This window comes from Salinivibrio sp. IB282 (genome assembly GCF_001995685.1).
Taxonomy (GTDB): domain Bacteria; phylum Pseudomonadota; class Gammaproteobacteria; order Enterobacterales; family Vibrionaceae; genus Salinivibrio; species Salinivibrio kushneri.
This window is the reverse complement of sequence record NZ_MUET01000035.1, coordinates 11,413-28,065: the sequence shown is the minus strand read 5'-3', so window position 1 is coordinate 28,065 and position 16,653 is coordinate 11,413. Positions and strand designations below refer to the sequence as shown.

Annotated in this window: 16 protein-coding genes and 1 tRNA gene; 6 read left to right on the top strand and 11 right to left on the bottom strand. The window is 49.5% G+C overall.

Annotated features, from left to right (window positions below; genetic code table 11):
- Positions 1–16 precede the first annotated feature (16 nt).
- Both BZG14_RS08930 and BZG14_RS08925 read right to left on the bottom strand, forming a co-directional pair.
- Positions 17–451, bottom strand: a complete 435-nt coding sequence (locus tag BZG14_RS08930) for a hypothetical protein (protein ID WP_077608559.1) — start codon at positions 449–451, stop codon at positions 17–19.
- A gap of 429 nt (positions 452–880) precedes the next feature.
- Positions 881–1,258, bottom strand: coding sequence for a glutaredoxin family protein (locus BZG14_RS08925; protein ID WP_077485186.1), 378 nt, complete (start codon positions 1,256–1,258; stop codon positions 881–883).
- A gap of 208 nt (positions 1,259–1,466) precedes the next feature.
- Between BZG14_RS08925 and BZG14_RS08920 the strand changes: the two genes are divergently transcribed.
- Positions 1,467–2,309: a 2OG-Fe(II) oxygenase family protein gene (locus tag BZG14_RS08920; protein WP_077485189.1), complete on the top strand. Its 843-nt coding sequence runs from the start codon at positions 1,467–1,469 to the stop codon at positions 2,307–2,309.
- Positions 2,310–2,391: 82 nt separating this feature from the next.
- Here the strand turns inward: BZG14_RS08920 and BZG14_RS08915 are convergent, their stop codons facing one another.
- Positions 2,392–3,399, bottom strand: a complete 1,008-nt coding sequence (locus tag BZG14_RS08915; RefSeq protein ID WP_077608556.1) for an ABC transporter substrate-binding protein — start codon at positions 3,397–3,399, stop codon at positions 2,392–2,394.
- Between the two features lie 132 nt (positions 3,400–3,531).
- Between BZG14_RS08915 and BZG14_RS08910 the strand changes: the two genes are divergently transcribed.
- Complete coding sequence (locus BZG14_RS08910) at positions 3,532–3,816, top strand: hypothetical protein (RefSeq protein ID WP_077608555.1); 285 nt, start codon at positions 3,532–3,534, stop codon at positions 3,814–3,816.
- Between the two features lie 26 nt (positions 3,817–3,842).
- Here the strand turns inward: BZG14_RS08910 and BZG14_RS08905 are convergent, their stop codons facing one another.
- The 3 genes from BZG14_RS08905 to BZG14_RS08895 form a co-directional block, all read right to left on the bottom strand.
- Entirely contained in the window at positions 3,843–4,883 is a 1,041-nt protein-coding gene (locus BZG14_RS08905; RefSeq protein ID WP_241824646.1) for a PQQ-dependent sugar dehydrogenase, read from the bottom strand.
- Positions 4,884–4,982: 99 nt separating this feature from the next.
- Positions 4,983–5,222, bottom strand: coding sequence for a YdcH family protein (locus BZG14_RS08900; protein ID WP_077608554.1), 240 nt, complete (start codon positions 5,220–5,222; stop codon positions 4,983–4,985).
- A 63-nt stretch (positions 5,223–5,285) separates the two neighbouring features.
- Entirely contained in the window at positions 5,286–7,199 is a 1,914-nt protein-coding gene (locus tag BZG14_RS08895) for an alkaline phosphatase D family protein (protein ID WP_077608558.1), read from the bottom strand.
- A gap of 238 nt (positions 7,200–7,437) precedes the next feature.
- Here BZG14_RS08895 and BZG14_RS08890 point away from each other — a divergent pair.
- Positions 7,438–7,513, top strand: a tRNA-Asn gene (locus BZG14_RS08890).
- A 119-nt stretch (positions 7,514–7,632) separates the two neighbouring features.
- On the opposite strand, the gene BZG14_RS08885 is transcribed toward BZG14_RS08890, so the two are convergent.
- Positions 7,633–9,240, bottom strand: coding sequence for a peptide ABC transporter substrate-binding protein (locus BZG14_RS08885; protein WP_077608553.1), 1,608 nt, complete (start codon positions 9,238–9,240; stop codon positions 7,633–7,635).
- 321 nt (positions 9,241–9,561) lie between these two features.
- Here BZG14_RS08885 and BZG14_RS08880 point away from each other — a divergent pair, with 321 nt between their 5' ends.
- A complete protein-coding gene (locus BZG14_RS08880) occupies positions 9,562–10,182 on the top strand; it encodes a glutathione S-transferase family protein (RefSeq protein WP_077485204.1) in 621 nt (206 codons plus the stop codon).
- A gap of 54 nt (positions 10,183–10,236) precedes the next feature.
- On the opposite strand, the gene BZG14_RS08875 is transcribed toward BZG14_RS08880, so the two are convergent.
- Both BZG14_RS08875 and BZG14_RS08870 read right to left on the bottom strand, forming a co-directional pair.
- The gene (locus BZG14_RS08875) at positions 10,237–10,899 is read right to left on the bottom strand and encodes a glutathione S-transferase (RefSeq protein WP_077608552.1); all 663 of its coding nucleotides are present in this window, start codon (positions 10,897–10,899) and stop codon (positions 10,237–10,239) included.
- 90 nt (positions 10,900–10,989) lie between these two features.
- Positions 10,990–11,568, bottom strand: a complete 579-nt coding sequence (locus BZG14_RS08870; protein WP_077608551.1) for a hypothetical protein — start codon at positions 11,566–11,568, stop codon at positions 10,990–10,992.
- A gap of 143 nt (positions 11,569–11,711) precedes the next feature.
- Here BZG14_RS08870 and BZG14_RS08865 point away from each other — a divergent pair, with 143 nt between their 5' ends.
- Positions 11,712–13,265 carry a cryptochrome/photolyase family protein gene (locus tag BZG14_RS08865; RefSeq protein WP_077608550.1) on the top strand — a complete coding sequence of 518 codons (1,554 nt, stop codon included), beginning with the start codon at positions 11,712–11,714 and terminating at the stop codon, positions 13,263–13,265.
- A gap of 48 nt (positions 13,266–13,313) precedes the next feature.
- Here the strand turns inward: BZG14_RS08865 and BZG14_RS08860 are convergent, their stop codons facing one another.
- The gene (locus tag BZG14_RS08860; RefSeq protein ID WP_077608549.1) at positions 13,314–13,952 is read right to left on the bottom strand and encodes an OmpA family protein; all 639 of its coding nucleotides are present in this window, start codon (positions 13,950–13,952) and stop codon (positions 13,314–13,316) included.
- A 285-nt stretch (positions 13,953–14,237) separates the two neighbouring features.
- Between BZG14_RS08860 and yiaY the strand changes: the two genes are divergently transcribed.
- A complete protein-coding gene (yiaY, locus tag BZG14_RS08855; protein ID WP_077485210.1) occupies positions 14,238–15,386 on the top strand; it encodes an L-threonine dehydrogenase in 1,149 nt (382 codons plus the stop codon).
- Between the two features lie 96 nt (positions 15,387–15,482).
- Here yiaY and BZG14_RS08850 read toward each other — a convergent pair whose 3' ends face one another.
- Positions 15,483–16,496: a 2-hydroxyacid dehydrogenase gene (locus BZG14_RS08850; protein ID WP_077485212.1), complete on the bottom strand. Its 1,014-nt coding sequence runs from the start codon at positions 16,494–16,496 to the stop codon at positions 15,483–15,485.
- Positions 16,497–16,653 lie beyond the last annotated feature (157 nt).

Below are 16,653 nucleotides of genomic sequence, written 5' to 3'. Positions count from 1 at the left end.
GCCCATCAGTCCGTTGTTATTCTTTTCCTAATACTTCGATACGGTTCACTTGCCAAACCATGCGGCTATGTAAAATCTCATTGTCGTATTGATTAAACTCGGATAATGGGTAGACAACCCAAATCGGCCCTTTGTCACGAATAGGCATCCATTCGCCGTTTTTCTTTATGGCGAAGACCGGGTTGTACTTATTGATCTCGTCAGTCGGTATCTTAGACCAATAATCATTGAGGGCGTGAACTTTCAATTCATGGCCTTGCTTGTCGAGATTCTTCAACAATTTTTGTGCTGACAAGCCGAGAAAAACCTGTTTACCTTCCGTCCAAGGGGTTTTCGTTTCAATCGTACGATCAGCCAGCTGCATCAGCTCTTCACGGGTAAACGAGTGCTTGGCGACATCGCCATAAAGGGTCAAAATAGCTCTCGCTTCCGCACCATGACTGACCAACATCAGGCACAACAGCGCGAAAAAGATGAGCAGGTTGGGAAAACGGCTTTTGCTGATCGTTTGCCTAGGATCGTACGTTGTCATGTCACACTCCTKATTTCTCTATCTTTTTAAAGCTAGTTTGTGATTAAACCTAACTCAAGTCAGAGCGACGACCGCAATGATATACGCTCCGAGGGAAAATGGGAAAGCATGTCGCTTTTCTTGGTTTACGTGATGTTAATGGCTTTTAAATGAATGTGCTTTATGGAATCGATGGGAGTGGACAATAGTCACATGGATAACCGTTAGGTTTAAAAAGAAAACTGCCCAGGCGCAGTGCTAGGGCAGTTTAGCAAAGCCCGATAAAAGGCATCAGCCAGTCGGGCAACAAGGGRCAAGCGAAGGAGTCTTGTCACTAAAACCATAGACCCCGACTCAACACGTGTCTAATTATTTTTCAATTATCGGCGCGACCTGCTTGTCTAAATAGGCAATAATATCGTCTGACTCGTACATCCAGTGCACCTCACCGCTTGCCTTTTGAATTCGCAAACAGGGGACTTTGACTCGTCCACCCCCTTGTTCAAGCTCTTGCCGCGCGTCTATATCACGCTTCGCATCTTTGGTGTTCAGCGGTAAGCCGAGTTTGCGGCTGGCCTGGCGCACTTTTACACAAAACGGACAGGCCGCAAATTGATACAAGGTAACTTGCTGCGCCAAGGTGTCGATAGCCTGTTTTTGTGTCGCGCTCAGCTGAGGTGCCTTGGGTTGAGTCAACGACTCAATCACCAGAATAATCTTGCCTAGGATCCAACGAATAACGCCCATATAACCTCCATGCGTTTACAACGGCATAGAGTGTAACACGTGATATCTGTTTGCCTATCTCGAGGCTGCATGATTTAACCTCAACCGTGCTTGTAGAAAAACAAAGCGTTTCTCTATGAGAACAGTTTTGCGTTGTGTGCGCTGATCGGCCTGTTAAACTATTGTTTCACTTACCTCATGATAAAAAGCAAACGATTACGAGAGCATTATGACACTGCAAGCCATTGACTTTAATGCGCCTGATGCCGAGCAGGCCTTTGTTAAATCCCTACGTGAAACAGGGTTTGGTGTATTAAAAAATCACCCGTTACAGCAACAATGGGTCGCTGATATCTATCAGCAATGGGAAGGTTTCTTTAATACCGAAGACAAGCATCTGTTCACCTATAAACCCGATACGCAAGACGGCTTTTTTCCCGCCAAAGTCGCAGAAACCGCGAAAGGTCATACTAAGCGCGATTTAAAAGAATTCTTTCACTACTATCCTTGGGGGCAGTGTCCTGACGCACTGAGAAGTCATCTACAGTCTTATTACGAGCATGCTACGCATTTAGCTGAAACCTTGCTGTCATGGGTTGAACGTCAGTCACCGTCTGAGGTGAGTCAGCACTACTCACAGCCATTGTCCAGTATGATTAATGGCAGCCAACAGACCTTATTGCGTGTTTTACATTACCCACCGTTAAAGGGTGATGAAGAGCTTGGGGCGATTCGAGCGGCTGCTCATGAAGACATTAATTTGCTGACAATATTACCGGCTGCCAATGAGCCTGGCTTGCAAGTGAAAGCAAAAGACGGGAGCTGGTTAGATGTGCCTTGTGATTTTGGTAACTTGATTGTCAATATCGGTGATATGCTTCAAGAAGCATCCGGCGGATACTTCCCTTCTACCACCCACCGTGTCGTGAACCCGGAAGGCGCGGATAAAACCAAAGCGCGTATTTCGTTGCCGCTATTTTTGCACCCTAAGCCAGATGTGGTGCTGTCTGATCGCCATACTGCCAACAGTTACTTGATGGAACGCCTCCGTGAGCTTGGCGTGATCGAGTAACACGCTTGTTAGGCTTGCCGAGGCCAATTGGATCCTCGGCAAGTCATGTCTACTTATAGTCCTCTCAGTGTATATTCTACCGTTATCGTAGTGCGTCTTCGACACGTTGCGCGGTTTGTGCATCGACCCACTGATGCCAAACGGCAGGGTAGCGCCGAAGAAACTCGTCTGCGGCTATTTCACCGTCCGCTTGATAGGTATCCATCCAAGCCAGCATGTCACTCATTACTTGATTATCATATTCGCGGCGGTTGATATACTCGAATGCTGCTGGTGCTTGCTCAGCAAAAGATGCTGTGGTTAGCGAGTGCACGGGAGAGGTGGGAAAGGCGGTGACCTGGGGCGATTGACAGTCCGCTTGGGTGATACATTGTTTGTAGTGCGCTAAATTGACATCGGCACCCAAATCGACTTCAACCATTTCATATTTTCCCATCACAGGCGTCGGCGCCCAATAATAACCAAACCAAGGATTTTTTCGCTCATTGGCACGAGCGATGGTGCCGGCTAAGCCTGCTGCAGAGCCAGGGTCGACAATTTCAAAGCCGGCTTTGTCCAACTCAAGGGCGTTAAAAATGTGTTGGGCTGAGATTTGACATGTCCACCCCGCCGGGCAGCCCACGAATGCGGCTTTATCAGGATCTTCTGGATGAGGGAACAGCTCTGGATGCGCTTTGATGCCTTCAWTCGTCGCTAACTCGGGGTGTTGATCGACCATGTATTTGGGGACCCAAAAGCCCTCGTTGCCACCTTGTGAGAATACATCGCCTGCGTACCGTAATCGTCCTGCTTGCACGCCTTTGTCCAACATCGCTTTGTGCGAGTTTGTCCAAAACTCTGGCGCTATATCTGGCTCGCCTTTTTCCGTCATTGAGACGCCGGTAGGCATGGTATCGCCTGGGACAAGAGAGACATCACAGCCATATCCATACGCTAAGATAAATTGATCAACATGTGCTATTAATGTGGCTGAGTTCCAATTCATATCCGCGATAGAAACCTTGCCACATGCCGCTTGGTCGCTGGCTTGGGCGAGGGGGGAGCAGACCAGCATTGTGCCGAACAGTAGCCGTTTTAGCGTCCCTTTCATGATGTGTCCTTGATAGATGCGTGCGTTATGAATCGAAAAGTAACATGGGTGAATAGTGCGATCTATACTCAGGGCAACCGATCTTGATGAAAATACTGAAATTCATATTAATGGAATATAACGAACGTCATTATGCCCAGAAAAGAACAACTCAATGCGATAGAAAAAACCCAAGAAGTCATCGCTTTAGCTGTCACGCAAGCGATACTGAAGTTGGGGGTGGCAACCTTGGTGCGTGTTCATATTCAGACACCGACTAAAGCTTTATTCCGATTTAGTGGCTTGTTGATTGGCAGTGATGGACAACGTTTTTGTTATCTGCAACTGCCTAAATTGTCGGCTCAACAGAAAAAGCAGTATTTTGGGGTCGGTTATAGTTTACGTCTTCATGGTGTTTCTGCCGAGGGATCACTGTAGCGCCTATCTTCGACTGAGATAATGGTCTATGACTGAGACAATGGTGTGACCCGTAATACACTGCCATTTCTTCTATCAGTGAGGATGAGTAAACTGCCGTCACGTGCTTGGATCACATCGCGAATGCGGCCAAACTGACCGTCGAACATTCGTTCTTCATGTGTGACTTGGCCGTTTTCCAGCTCTAACCTGACCAGTAAGCCAAACTTTAACGACCCGAGCAGTAAATCCCCCTTCCACATGGGAAACTGCTGGCTGTTCACCATCGTCATGCCTGATGGTGCGATAGAGGGATCCCAGTAATACACAGGTTGGCGCATGCCAGGTTTGGATGTGCCTTCTCCGATTTGTGTGCCCAGTCCATAGTTAACGCCATAGGTTATAGTCGGCCAGCCATAGTTTTCACCGGCGAGAATATCGTTGAGTTCATCGCCACCTTGGGGACCGTGCTCATGTGCCCAAATACGTGTGTCTGTGTTATCGAGGGTGATGCCTTGGATATTTCGGTGTCCGAAGCTAAACACCTCAGCACGTTTGTCATTCACCTGTGTGAACGGGTTACTTTCTGGCACTGTGCCATCAAGATTAAGACGCACGAGCGTGCCCAGATGATCGTCGGCAAACTGCGCGCGATCGCGGTGGCCACGATCGCCGAGCGTGATATATAGGTGCTCAGAGGTGGTCAATAAACGACTGCCAAAATGGCGCCCGCCACTGCGCTTGGGAAAGGCTTTAAAAATAACACGACTGTCAATAAGTACATCTTTAGACAGTGTGGCCATTATTACCTCTGTCCCGGCTTGTCCTCGCTCGTCGACGGCGGCGTAGGAAAGATATAAACGCTGGTTGGTCGCAAAATCAGGTGCCAAGGCAATATCTAATAGGCCCCCTTGCCCCTCTTGAAACACGTTTTTTGGGGTGCCTAAAATGGAGACGACCAGCCCATTGGGTGTCAGCCGTTTAAGCTTGCCGTCACGCTCGGTAATCAGTAGATCGCCATCCGGAAGCTCAGTGATCCCCCATGGGTGGGAAAAGCCGGATTTCAGTGTTTCAACACGAAGGCTCACCGTCTCCGTGTTGATGGTTTCGCCTCTGCAGCCCCTATTGTCCCAAGAAACAGAACCACCAAGCACAGTGAATGCGACAAACGCATTGCTCTCCTCCCATCAATGTGTGCGTAGTTTTTCGTACAAGCGGTCTTTGAGGTGCGCGCGCTGTCGTTTCATGGCAGTAAAGATATCGTCGCTGGTGGGGATTTGGTTCATCTCTAAACCACGAATATGGTGATCGAGTTGATGATAGCGTTGCGCATCGAGCTGAAACGCGGGGTCATGTTGCTTAAGGTGGTGGATACGATCGCGATGCTCCGGGAAATCAAAAACGAGTGCGTGGTTTTCTCCTTGCATAAAGCCTCCTTTTATCGGCCAACTCCTTCTAAGGTTAGGCCTGCTTACGCCATTATCCAAATTTCATCGATGAGAATTACGGTAACCTAGCTGGCGAGTTGACTCGGTGTTTGTCTTTTCCGGGAAAGCGACGCGTTGGCCATCAGTCTTCAGAAGGCCAATGGTGTGTGGAGAGCCATCTTCATTGAGGGTGACTAACCCCACGGCACTGGCATTGACCAGCCGCTTAGGGCCTAGCGTATCAGGATCGCGCCGATCAATGCGCATACGCTTACGTTTAGTGAGCCAATTCAGTGGAGACAGTGGGCTGAATAAAACGCGATCGCACCACTCGCAAACGGTGAGGAGTGGCTCGGGGAAGCGATTTTTGAATCCACTAGCGGTTATTTGCCACAAGCGCGGACTATGGGTGCGAAATCGGATTCGGATATCATAAGCAAACGAGTAATGCACATCCCCAGATAAAATCACATAATTGGTGGGTGTACGTTGATGGCGAAAAATACTCAGCAGGGTGTTGGCGCTCCCTGGGTGGGCCATCCAGTTCTCGGCGTCGACGACAGTGGGGACGCCCAGCCAGGTCGCGACTCGTTGCAATACCTCAATAAACTTAACCCCGAACATGGGGGCAGCAGAGACAATCACTGCGCTATCATGCCTTAACAGATCATGTTGAAAATCCATCAGTGCTTCCCAGTCCATCAGGCCCGACGGTTTATTCATTCGTGACTCAGAGCGCCAGCGACGTGTGCGTGTATCTAACACGACGAGATGTGGCGTTGTTGGCACCGTGTAATGCCAGTGCTCAAAACGCAGACATTGCTCCACCATGGCCTGATGAGCCTCTGTTTGTGTGTCCGAGTCGCGAATATCAATGGGCTGATAGGCGCTTTGGCGGGCCGTAGTGAGAAAGTCTTGGCTAAAGTTGTCGGGGGCATTGCCCCAACCTTGGCACAACCAATACGCCATGAGGCCATTGCCGATAATGCGGCGAGAAAAGGGATTAAAATACGCGGCTTGCTCCCATCCGACGGTGATATTCCAGTCATCTGTGATGTCATGATCGTCAAAGATCATATAGGTTGATAGGTGTGCGAATAGTCGCTTTACCTGAGGCAAGCCGGCGCGAAACACATCCAAGGTGACTTTTTCTTGTTGATAGCGCGCGCGTTGGTCGTCGGTGAGTCCACTGGGGGGCTGATGGTCAGCGCTGTCTGTTAGTTTCCAAGGAACCGGCGACCATACCAACAAATACATGGCGACATGCTCTGCAAAGCTTATCAAGTGATTAGAGACGGTTTTGGAGGTAAAAATAGGCAGAGGTTGCCCAAACAGTTTTTCTAAGCGGTTGCCCCTCTCTGCACGCTGGTTAGGGAGGAGTTTGCCACGTTGAGCATAGCTGTCCGGGTGTGTATCCAACGCCCGGCAGTCGACAATGGGCGCGTCTTCAAAAGACTCATTTTTGAGATCTAATACTGCAATTAACCGGCGAATACGCTGCAGCATCGGCGTGGCGACATCATCGGCATAGATTTGATCGCCACTCATAATCAACATATTGGGCCATTGTGTCATCGGGGTCGTGGCCAAATGTTGGTCGAGAGTCACGAGGGCATCATCGCAGCGATGGTGCGGATGTCGGCACGAGCCATGCGCGATATGGGTGGCTTTTGAGGGAATACAAAAAGAGGGCGCTTGCTCGTTGTCATATAAAACATCTGGTTGGATGTCCGCTATTCCACTGCCGTTGATCTGTATGTCGTATGACAATGGTCGATCGACGGGAAACCCATGCGCTGAACGGAGATGATGAAGTACGACCCACGCATGCGCGCCAATACGAAACCAATGCCCAGCTGACAACGGCATGGATGCTAATATCTGGTTGTGCTGATAAACGGAGACGATGCCATCGTCGGGCTTTTGTGTCAGCACTGACCATAACGTCACTTCATGCTGTGTCGTACGCCGTAGCATGGGGCCGGCAATAAACAGTGGGAGCGATGTGTCTTTGTCCAATGTCTCTGGGTCCTCGAAGTCAGCTGCAGTGTCGTATATTTGCACTTTTACCTACGTCAGTGCAAAGGTGATCGTTTAATCGTCTGATTTGTTGCCTTTTTAGCCATTCGAGCCGAGTGTGTGGGGATTTATTGAAAAAAGGGTTGCACCGAGATAATGGATTGCCTATCATCTCGCTCGTTGTCGCAAAGACGATTCCCCCATAGTTCAGTTGGTAGAACGCCGGACTGTTAATCCGTATGTCACTGGTTCGAGTCCAGTTGGGGGAGCCAAATTGATAAGAAGCGCTAGCCGAGAGGCTGGCGCTTTTTTTTGTGCTTATCAATAAAAATGCCACGCGTCAAAGCGTGGCGTGGGTCTTAGTGATCGATCACGGCTCATTCAGTGGCGATCAATTTTTGGTGATATATAGGTTACGTGTATACCGAAGCTTGTTAGGGTTATCGATGTTATACCCACCGACTTTCGGGCTTTTAATCACGCTGCGGGTATAGAAATACAGTGGGATCGCCGGCATATCGCGGGCGAAAATCCGCTCTGCTTCTTGGTAGTAAGCTTTGCGTTTCTCGGGCTCTGCGACCGTTAATGCCTGATCAAGTGCCTTGTCATAGTCTTTGTTGCCCCAACTAGTTTTATTCATGCCATCACTGCTGAAGTAGCTCAGGAAAGTGGACGCTTCGTTATAATCACCTATCCAACCGTCACGGGCGACATCAAAATCTTTTTGCAAGACTTTTTGCAAGAAGGTTTTCCATTCTTGGTTGGCCAAGTTGACATTGACAGGGAGGTGACGCTTCCACATAGACGTTACGGCTAACGCCAGTTTTTTGTGTGACTCCATGGTGTTATAGACCAGCTCAAACTCCAGAGGGTTATCTTGGGTAAAGCCGGCTTCTGCCAACAAGGCTTTGGCTTTTTGATAGCGCTCATCTTGGCTCATTTCCGCCCATTCGAGCTTAGGTGGCTCAAAATGGTTGATGGCTGGGGGCGTGGCGCTATATGCCGGAAGCTGGCCTTGACCGAGAATAATGTCGGTAATGATGTTTCTATCAATCGCATACGACAAAGCCTTACGGACTCGCACATCGTCAAACGGCGCTTTTTCTGTATTAAACAAATAATAGTAAGTCGCCAGAGAAGGCATGGTGATCAGTTCATTAGGGCGTTCCTTTTTAATCTGATCAAAGGCCTCAAGTGGAAAGCTCGAGGTGATATCAATTTCACCGGTACGGTAGCGGTTGTATTCAGCGTTGACATCACTGGAGGCGACATAAGAGGTTTTATCAATCACCGTTTCGTCGTTATTCCAATAAAGCGGGTTACGGGCTAAATCAATTCGTTCGTTAATCACCCAGTTGGTGAGGTTATAAGCGCCAGAGTTGACCATATTATCTGGACGTGTCCAGCTATCACCAAAGGCTTCCAACGCATGCTGTGGCACCGGATAAGTAGACGAGTGGGTGAGCATATTCGGGAAATAGGGCGTGCGGCGCTCAAGGGTAAATTCCACCGTGTGATCGTCGATGGCTTTAACGCCAAGCTGCTCCGCGGGTTTTTCGCCGTCGGTGATCGCCTTGGCATTTTGGATATTGGCTGTCCCTAGGTACCAGGCATAAGGTGCGCCAGTGACCGGGTCAACCACACGCTGTAGTGTATACACCACATCGGCGGCGGTGATGGGCTCACCGTCAGACCATTTGGCTTTGCGAAGGTGGAACGTATAGGTTAGCCCGTCTTCGCTGACCTCCCAATCCTTCGCCAGCCCCGGGACGACGTCGCCATTTGGGTTGCGTACCATCAGTCCTTCAAACAAATCGGAGATGATTTTATTGCTGGCGCTATCACTGGACTTGGTGGGGTCTAACGTGGGTACTTCCCCCGCCACGCCCCAGATCAGCGTTTGGTTCTCGGCAAGAGTGACGTCATCAGGGACTTGTGCGGCAAACGCCGATCCGCTCAATGCGAGTGCTAGCGCACTGGCTAATACCGTTTTTTTCATAATCCTTCCTTGGTTGAGTGTTTTGTTAATAAGCCTTAACAATCAATAGATTAACGCTGATTTCTTGGCAGGCCAATACATAATGAAAGAAATGTGACATAGCGGGATAAGCCCTCCGTCATTCGGCATATCCGTTTCAGAAGGAAACATCACAAAACGCGTATAGCGAGGTGTAACGTATGGCGTTTGCCGGACATCATGGGTTAAGTCTTAAGGTTTTTGGCAGGTCTTCCCGATGACTTGCTATGGATAGAGGATTATGCGAGCCTCGAAGACGCAGACGAGCAAGGAAAAGCGTTGTAGCGTGACAAGGAGAGCAAAATGAAAATTTATGGGCATCCGCTATCGATTAACGTTCAGAAAGTGATGTGGCTAATCGATGAGTTAGATTTAAGTATCGCGCTAGAAGAAGTCGATATTCATCATAATCGACATGACGCACAAGCGCTTGCACAGCGGTGTCCGATGCGCCAGGTGCCCGTACTTGAAGATGGCCCTAATAGTGTTTGGGAGTCGCATACCATATTGCGCTATCTGGTCGCGTGTTATGGCAATAAAATGTGGTATCCCGATTGTGCCTTTCAACGCTCCTGTTATGAGCGCTGGATGGACTGGTGCTTGTCTTCGTTCCAGCCCGTGATTAAGGCTGCGTTATTTATGCCTTCAGCGGATGGCGCCGAGGAGCGTCAAACACAGCAGCGAGCGTGGGAACAATGCCGCTATGAGCTTGATAGAATCAATGATGCGTTGGACGATCAGCGTTACCTTACCTCCGATCGGATGACCCTGGCAGACATCGCTGTAGGCAGCTTAATTCATCGCCTGAGTCAGCAAAGTGATTGGGCATTACCGCCTAATGTTGAACGTTGGTATCAGCAACTGGTTGAGCGCCCCGGTTACCAGCGCTGGGTGATGCAGGCAGCGTCAACGCTGCCCACATGATTCAGCCATTGATCCCCGGGCAAGCGTTCTGGCAAATGATCTCGCTTTGGCAAACTACATCGCTTTGAGTGGGCCGACAACACACAAGGCGTTTTGATAGCCGGGTTGTTGTTCAACGCGTTCAAGGTAGCGAAGAATATTGGCGTGCTGCTGAGTGTCGAGTTGCTTGCGTGCTGCCAACAATGGGAAACTCATTTGAATGTCGGCTGCTGTCAGCGTATCGCCACACAGCCAGGTATGTTTGGCTAAATGCTTATCAATCATTGAGAAATGATCGCGAAGCTGTGGGGCGAGAAACTGTTCAGTCACGCCCTTCATCAGCTTTTTTGCCACGGGGCGAATAAAGAATGGCATCGGTGATTCTGGGATCTTGCTAAAGATCAAAGACATTACCAGCGGTGGCATCAGTGAGCCTTCCGCATAATGCATCCAATAACGATACAGGCCCTTTTCTTTATCCGTGTTGGGGGTGAGCGTGTCATCGCCGTACTTGTCGATAAGATATTCGATGATCGCCCCTGACTCGGCAATCACCACATCGCCGTCTTCAATAACAGGCGCTTTCCCCAAACTGTGTATTTCTTTTAGCTCGCGGGGCGCGAGCTTGGTTTTCGGATCCCGTTGATGCCGTACCAGCTGATACGGAATCGCAAGCGACTCTAATAACCACACAATCCGCTGCGACCGCGATTGTTCTAGATGATGTAAGATAATCATAATGGACCGTTTTTTTGACTGTAATTTAAAAACTAGGCTCGGAACTAAGGTACGGCTGGGCACCCAATTCGATCAACGCCTAGCGTGATATCATTGACTTACCGAAGGAAGTACCTGGCCTTCAATACGAAGATCGGGGCTGACTGACTGGATCTCGGTACCGCGGATGTAGAGGTTGCCGCCTATATAGATGTCGTCAGGAATCTTCTCGATGGGCGAATTTGTCAGGTACAAGTTTCCCTCGACGAATAAACGGCGCGGTAATTGGGTGAGCGGCGTGTTGACGAGGCTTAAATCTCCTCGCACGACTAAGTTTGGGGGGAGACGGGTAATCGCGGTATTGGTAAGGTTAATATACCCACCCACTTTCATTCTCGGCAGTTGCCGAATCGCTGTATTGGCGGCATTAAAGTAACCGCCAACATCAAGCCCACGCGGGAGACGAACGATATCACTGGCTTCAATATCCAAGTAACCTTTGGTCTTGAATCCTGCCGGTAGAGCGGTGATCGGGGCAAAGCGAAGTTTCACATTGCCATAATTGTCGATATAGCCATGAAAGCGAAGATCTTGAACAAACTGGCTGGCCGGTTCATTCATGGCACGTGCTGGCTCAGCCACTATCATTGCAATTGGGAGTAAAAACAGCCCGACAAAGAATGCTCTCATCGCCTCGCCGCCACATGGGTGATCAATACTGGCTCTAATGTAGAGGGTTTTCCCTAAGATTCAAGCACTCGCCAGGGTTAATCATCGAAAGTGTGGTTTGCTGCGTATCGCTTAAGGTTGATTTAACAAATATCGAGGTACCAGTGACTAACCGCCAGTATTCAACATTGCGTCTTGTGTTAGGGGATCAGCTCAACGCCAGCCACTCATGGTATAAAAAGACGGATGAAGAGGTGCTATATCTTGTTGCCGAAATCAAGCAAGAAGCAACTTATGTCAAACATCATATCCAAAAGGTGAGCGCTTTCTTTGCTGCCATGGAAGCGTTTTCCCATGCCCTGAGCCAAGCAGGCCATCACGTTTGCTACCTAACCTTGGATGACACGCAACATTACGGCAACTTACCGGCGTTAGTGGCTGATCTGTGCGAGCGCTATCAGATCAAAACGTTTGAATATCAACGCCCGGACGAATACCGGCTAGACGAGCAATTAAAAGAGATGGCCTTACCTCAGGCTGTCACAATGACATGTGACACCGAGCACTTTCTACTGCCGTACGACCAAATACCCAAGCAGTTCACTGCCGATAAACATCGCAAAATGGAGTATTTTTACCGCGATATGCGACGCCAGTTTGGCATTTTGATGGAGGGAGAGTCACCAGAGGGAGGACGGTGGAACTTCGATCAAGACAATCGTAATAAACTCAAGAAAAGCGATTTAGCGGCCATTCCAACCCCCTTAGTATTTAGCAATGATGTACGCGATATTTTGGCGCGTATCGAACGGCATCACGTGGCGACGATCGGCGAGCCAGCGCGAGACTTGCTCTGGCCGGTGACTCGTATACAGGCAAAATCGCTGTTAGACCATTTTTGTCGTCACTGCCTGCCTATGTTCGGTCAATTTCAAGACGCCATGACGGGGCGAAGCGAACACCAATGGAGCCTCTATCACAGCCGTCTATCTTTTGCTTTAAACGCCAAGCTATTGCACCCGATGCAGGTGATTGAAACCGCCATCGCTCACTTTCGCGCAACCGACGACGTCAACCTTGCGCAGATTGAAGGGTTTGTGCGACAAATTCTAGGCTGGCGGGAGTATGTACGCGGGGTGTATTGGGCAAATATGCCTGCCTACGCCAACAAAAACGCGTTATCCGCGCAGCGGGCGCTTCCTCGTTTTTTTTGGACTGGCGATACCAAGATGCGTTGTGTTTCCAACGCTGTCACTCAGTCTTTGCAGACCGCGTACGCGCATCATATCCAACGCTTAATGGTGACGGGCAACTTTTGCCTCTTGGCGGGTATCGCGCCGGATGAGGTCGATGACTGGTATTTGTCGATTTACATCGATGCGATTGAGTGGGTGGAGATGCCAAACACCCGTGGGATGACACAATTTGCCGATAATGGACTCGTGGCGACCAAGCCGTATGCGGCCAGTGGCGCCTATATTAATCGTATGAGTGATTATTGCAGTGACTGTCACTATTCTGTGAAGGAAAAAACTGGTGAGAAGGCGTGCCCGCTCAACGCCTTATATTGGCACTTTATGCACCGCCATCGCGAGCGATTTGCGCATAATCCACGTACAGCAATGCCTTATAGAAATTGGGACAAAATGGATGAGGGGCAGCGAGACAAGATCATTAGTCATGCAGATGACTTACTCGACAACCTCGATGCGCTCTAGTGCTGGGAAACGGCGCGTGCACATCCTATGAACGCGCCACGCGCACGCTTATTGCGTATTAGGCACGACTTGAATTTCCACACGGCGATTCAAGGCGCGGTTAGAGGCGCTGTTGTTGGCGACCAGAGGACGCGTTTCACCAAAACCAGAGGTATAAAGGCGCGCATTGTCGATAGACTGGCTAGCAAGATAGCGTTTAACGCTCATCGCACGTCGCTCAGACAAGCCTTGGTTATACGACGCCGCGCCAGTGTTATCCGTATGTCCCTCAATGCTTAAAAAGGTTTTATCGTATTTACGCATGACGTTAGCAACGGCGTTCAGGGTCGGATAAAAGTCAGCGGCAATAGCGTCTTGGTCAAGTCCAAAGGTGATGTTTGACGGCATAATCAGGCGAATATTATCCCCTTCTCGAACGACCTGGATGCCAGAGCCAGCCAATTCCTCACGAAAAGCTTGCTCTTGTTTATCCATGTAGTTGCCGACCGCTGCGCCCCCAATGGCACCAATCGCGGCGCCAATAAATGCGCGCTTGTCTTTGTGGTTGGATGTTGACTTACCCGCGATAGCCCCAGTAATGGCACCAATGGCTGCGCCTTTTTGGGCGTTGGACATTGATTCACACCCGGTGAGCGCCAAAGATGCCGTCAATATTGCCACAGCGGTTAGTGTGTATTTTTTTCCCATGGTTTTCTCTCTGTTTACGCGTTAGCTTCCATAACCTATCGCACGTTAGACAGTGTTCTTCAAGAAAGTGTCAAAAAAATGAATGGTTGCTGCCGTTTTAAACGATATGGTGCGCGCCGATGACATAACTCTCAATTTTGCCTTTTTATCTCTGCATCCTGCCAAGCGAATTGCGCTGGATCAAAATGTGACGAACAAACCACGTGTTACAAAAAGGCATCAAAGCAAAAGGGGAGCACTGTTTTCGTGCTAACCCGATTATCCCTACAAAAGGAGCCAACGATTATGTCGAGCACTTTCTTTATCCCAGCCGTTAACCTGATGGGAGCCGGTTGCCTTGCAGAAGCGGCAGACGCGATTCAATCACATGGATTCAAAAAAGCGCTGATCGTGACAGATAAGGTGCTGAACGAAATTGGCGTGGTAAAACAAATTGCAGGCCTGCTTGATAGCCGACAGGTCGACAGTGTGGTCTATGATGGCACGCAGCCAAACCCGACCACCGAAAACGTGGCGCAAGGGCTGGCACTGTTACAAGAGAACCAGTGTGATTGCGTGATTTCTTTGGGTGGCGGATCGCCGCATGATTGTGCCAAGGGCATCGCTTTGGTTGCCACGAACGGTGGCCATATCAGTGATTATGAAGGTGTCGATCAATCGGCAAAACCTCAACTGCCACTGATAGCGATCAATACAACGGCTGGCACGGCATCTGAGATGACACGTTTTTGTATTATTACTGAAGAAGAACGTCATATTAAGATGGCGATTGTGGATAAGCATACCACGCCAATTATCTCGGTGAATGATCCTGAGCTTATGCTCGCGAAGCCAGCTTCACTGACCGCGGCGACCGGAATGGATGCGCTCACTCATGCGATTGAAGCCTATGTATCCACCGCGGCGACGCCGATTACTGATGCAGTGGCGTTAAAGGCGATGACGTTAATTCAACAGCATCTGCGTACTGCTGTCGCTGATGGACAAAACATCGAAGCGCGCGAGCAAATGGCGTATGCCCAGTTCATGGCGGGCATGGCATTTAATAATGCGTCTTTGGGCTATGTCCACGCCATGGCGCACCAGCTTGGTGGCTTTTATGACTTGCCGCACGGCGTGTGCAATGCCGTATTGTTGCCTCATGTTCAGCGCTATAACGCGCAGGTTTGTGCTGAGCGTTTGCGTGATGTCGCCACTGCAATGGGCGTGGATACGGAGAATATGACGGCTGATGAGGGCGCGAAAGCCGCCATCCAAGCGATTCAGTCGCTTTCAACGGACGTAGGCATTCCTGCGGGCTTGAACGAATTAGGTGCCAAGCAAGAAGATATTGATGTGCTGACTGAAAATGCGTTGAAAGATGCGTGTGGTTTCACTAACCCGAAACAAGCAACACACGACGAAATCGCCAAGATTTTCATGGAAGCCATGTAACGTATCAAAGCGTATCGCCCTATTATAAAACAGGCCTGATGATTCAGGCCTGCTTTCTTAGTTAGAGGTCAAGATTAATCAATGGTCCAGTCTCGATTAATCGCTGCGATCTTCCACTTCGGCAATCTGGTTTTGGCAGGTTTGGCCGTTCAGAACGGTTTGAATATTGGTTAACGTCGTCTCGGCGATATTGTGCAGTGCTTCTTTGGTCAAGAATGCTTGGTGGCCAGTGATCAGGACATTATGGCACGCTGAAAGGCGACGGAACACATCATCGACAATCACATCATTCGACTTATCTTGGAAAAACAATTCACGCTCATTATCGTAAACATCGAGTCCCAATGACCCGATCCTTCCTTGTTTGAGCGACTCAATCGCGGCAACCGAGTCGAGTAGCTCGCCCCGACTGGTATTAATCACCATCACGCCATCTTTCATTTGCGCAAAGGCGTCGGCGCTAAGCAAGTGGTAGTTATCCTGAGACATCGGGCAGTGCAGGGAAATAATGTCGCTTTGGGCATACAGTGTTTCTTTCGAGACATATTCAGCACCAAGCGCCATTGCTTCGGGGTTTTCATAGGGGTCGTGGCAGAGAATACGCATGCCTAGCCCATTAAGAATGCGCATGGTAGCAATACCGATTTTGCCCGTGCCGATGATCCCAGCTGTCTTACCATGGAAATTAAACCCAACTAAACCCTCCAGCTCAAAGTTAGCGTCTCGGGTGCGCTGGTAGGCTTTATGGAAGCGGCGGTTGAGGCACATCATCATGCCAACCGTGTGTTCGGCGACCGATTCAGGCGAGTAAGCGGGGACTCGTACCACGGTGATGCCCAGCGATTTGGCGGCATCTAAATCGACGCGATCGTATCCCGCGCAGCGCAATGCAACTAAATAAACCCCTAAATCGGCAAGAATTTCTAAAACGGGCCGAGAAAGATCGTCGTTCACGAAAGCACAAATGGCTTGTGCACCTTGCGCCATCTTGGCGGTTTTTTCAGTGAGTAAGAAATCATGGAACTCAAACGTATAATCAAACGCCGCATTCACATGGGAGAAGGCGGATTTATCATACGATTTGGCACTAAATACGGCTATGGTCGTCATTAACTGGCCTCCGAAGCTGTCGAGGAGGAAATGTGATGTGTATCAATAACGTGATTTCCATCAAAAATAAACCCTTCATTTTAAGTGGTGATAAGGCTACAGGACTTATGTGCGCCGTGACCAAAGTCGACCCCTTTGCAGGGAGACGCGGCGCGTT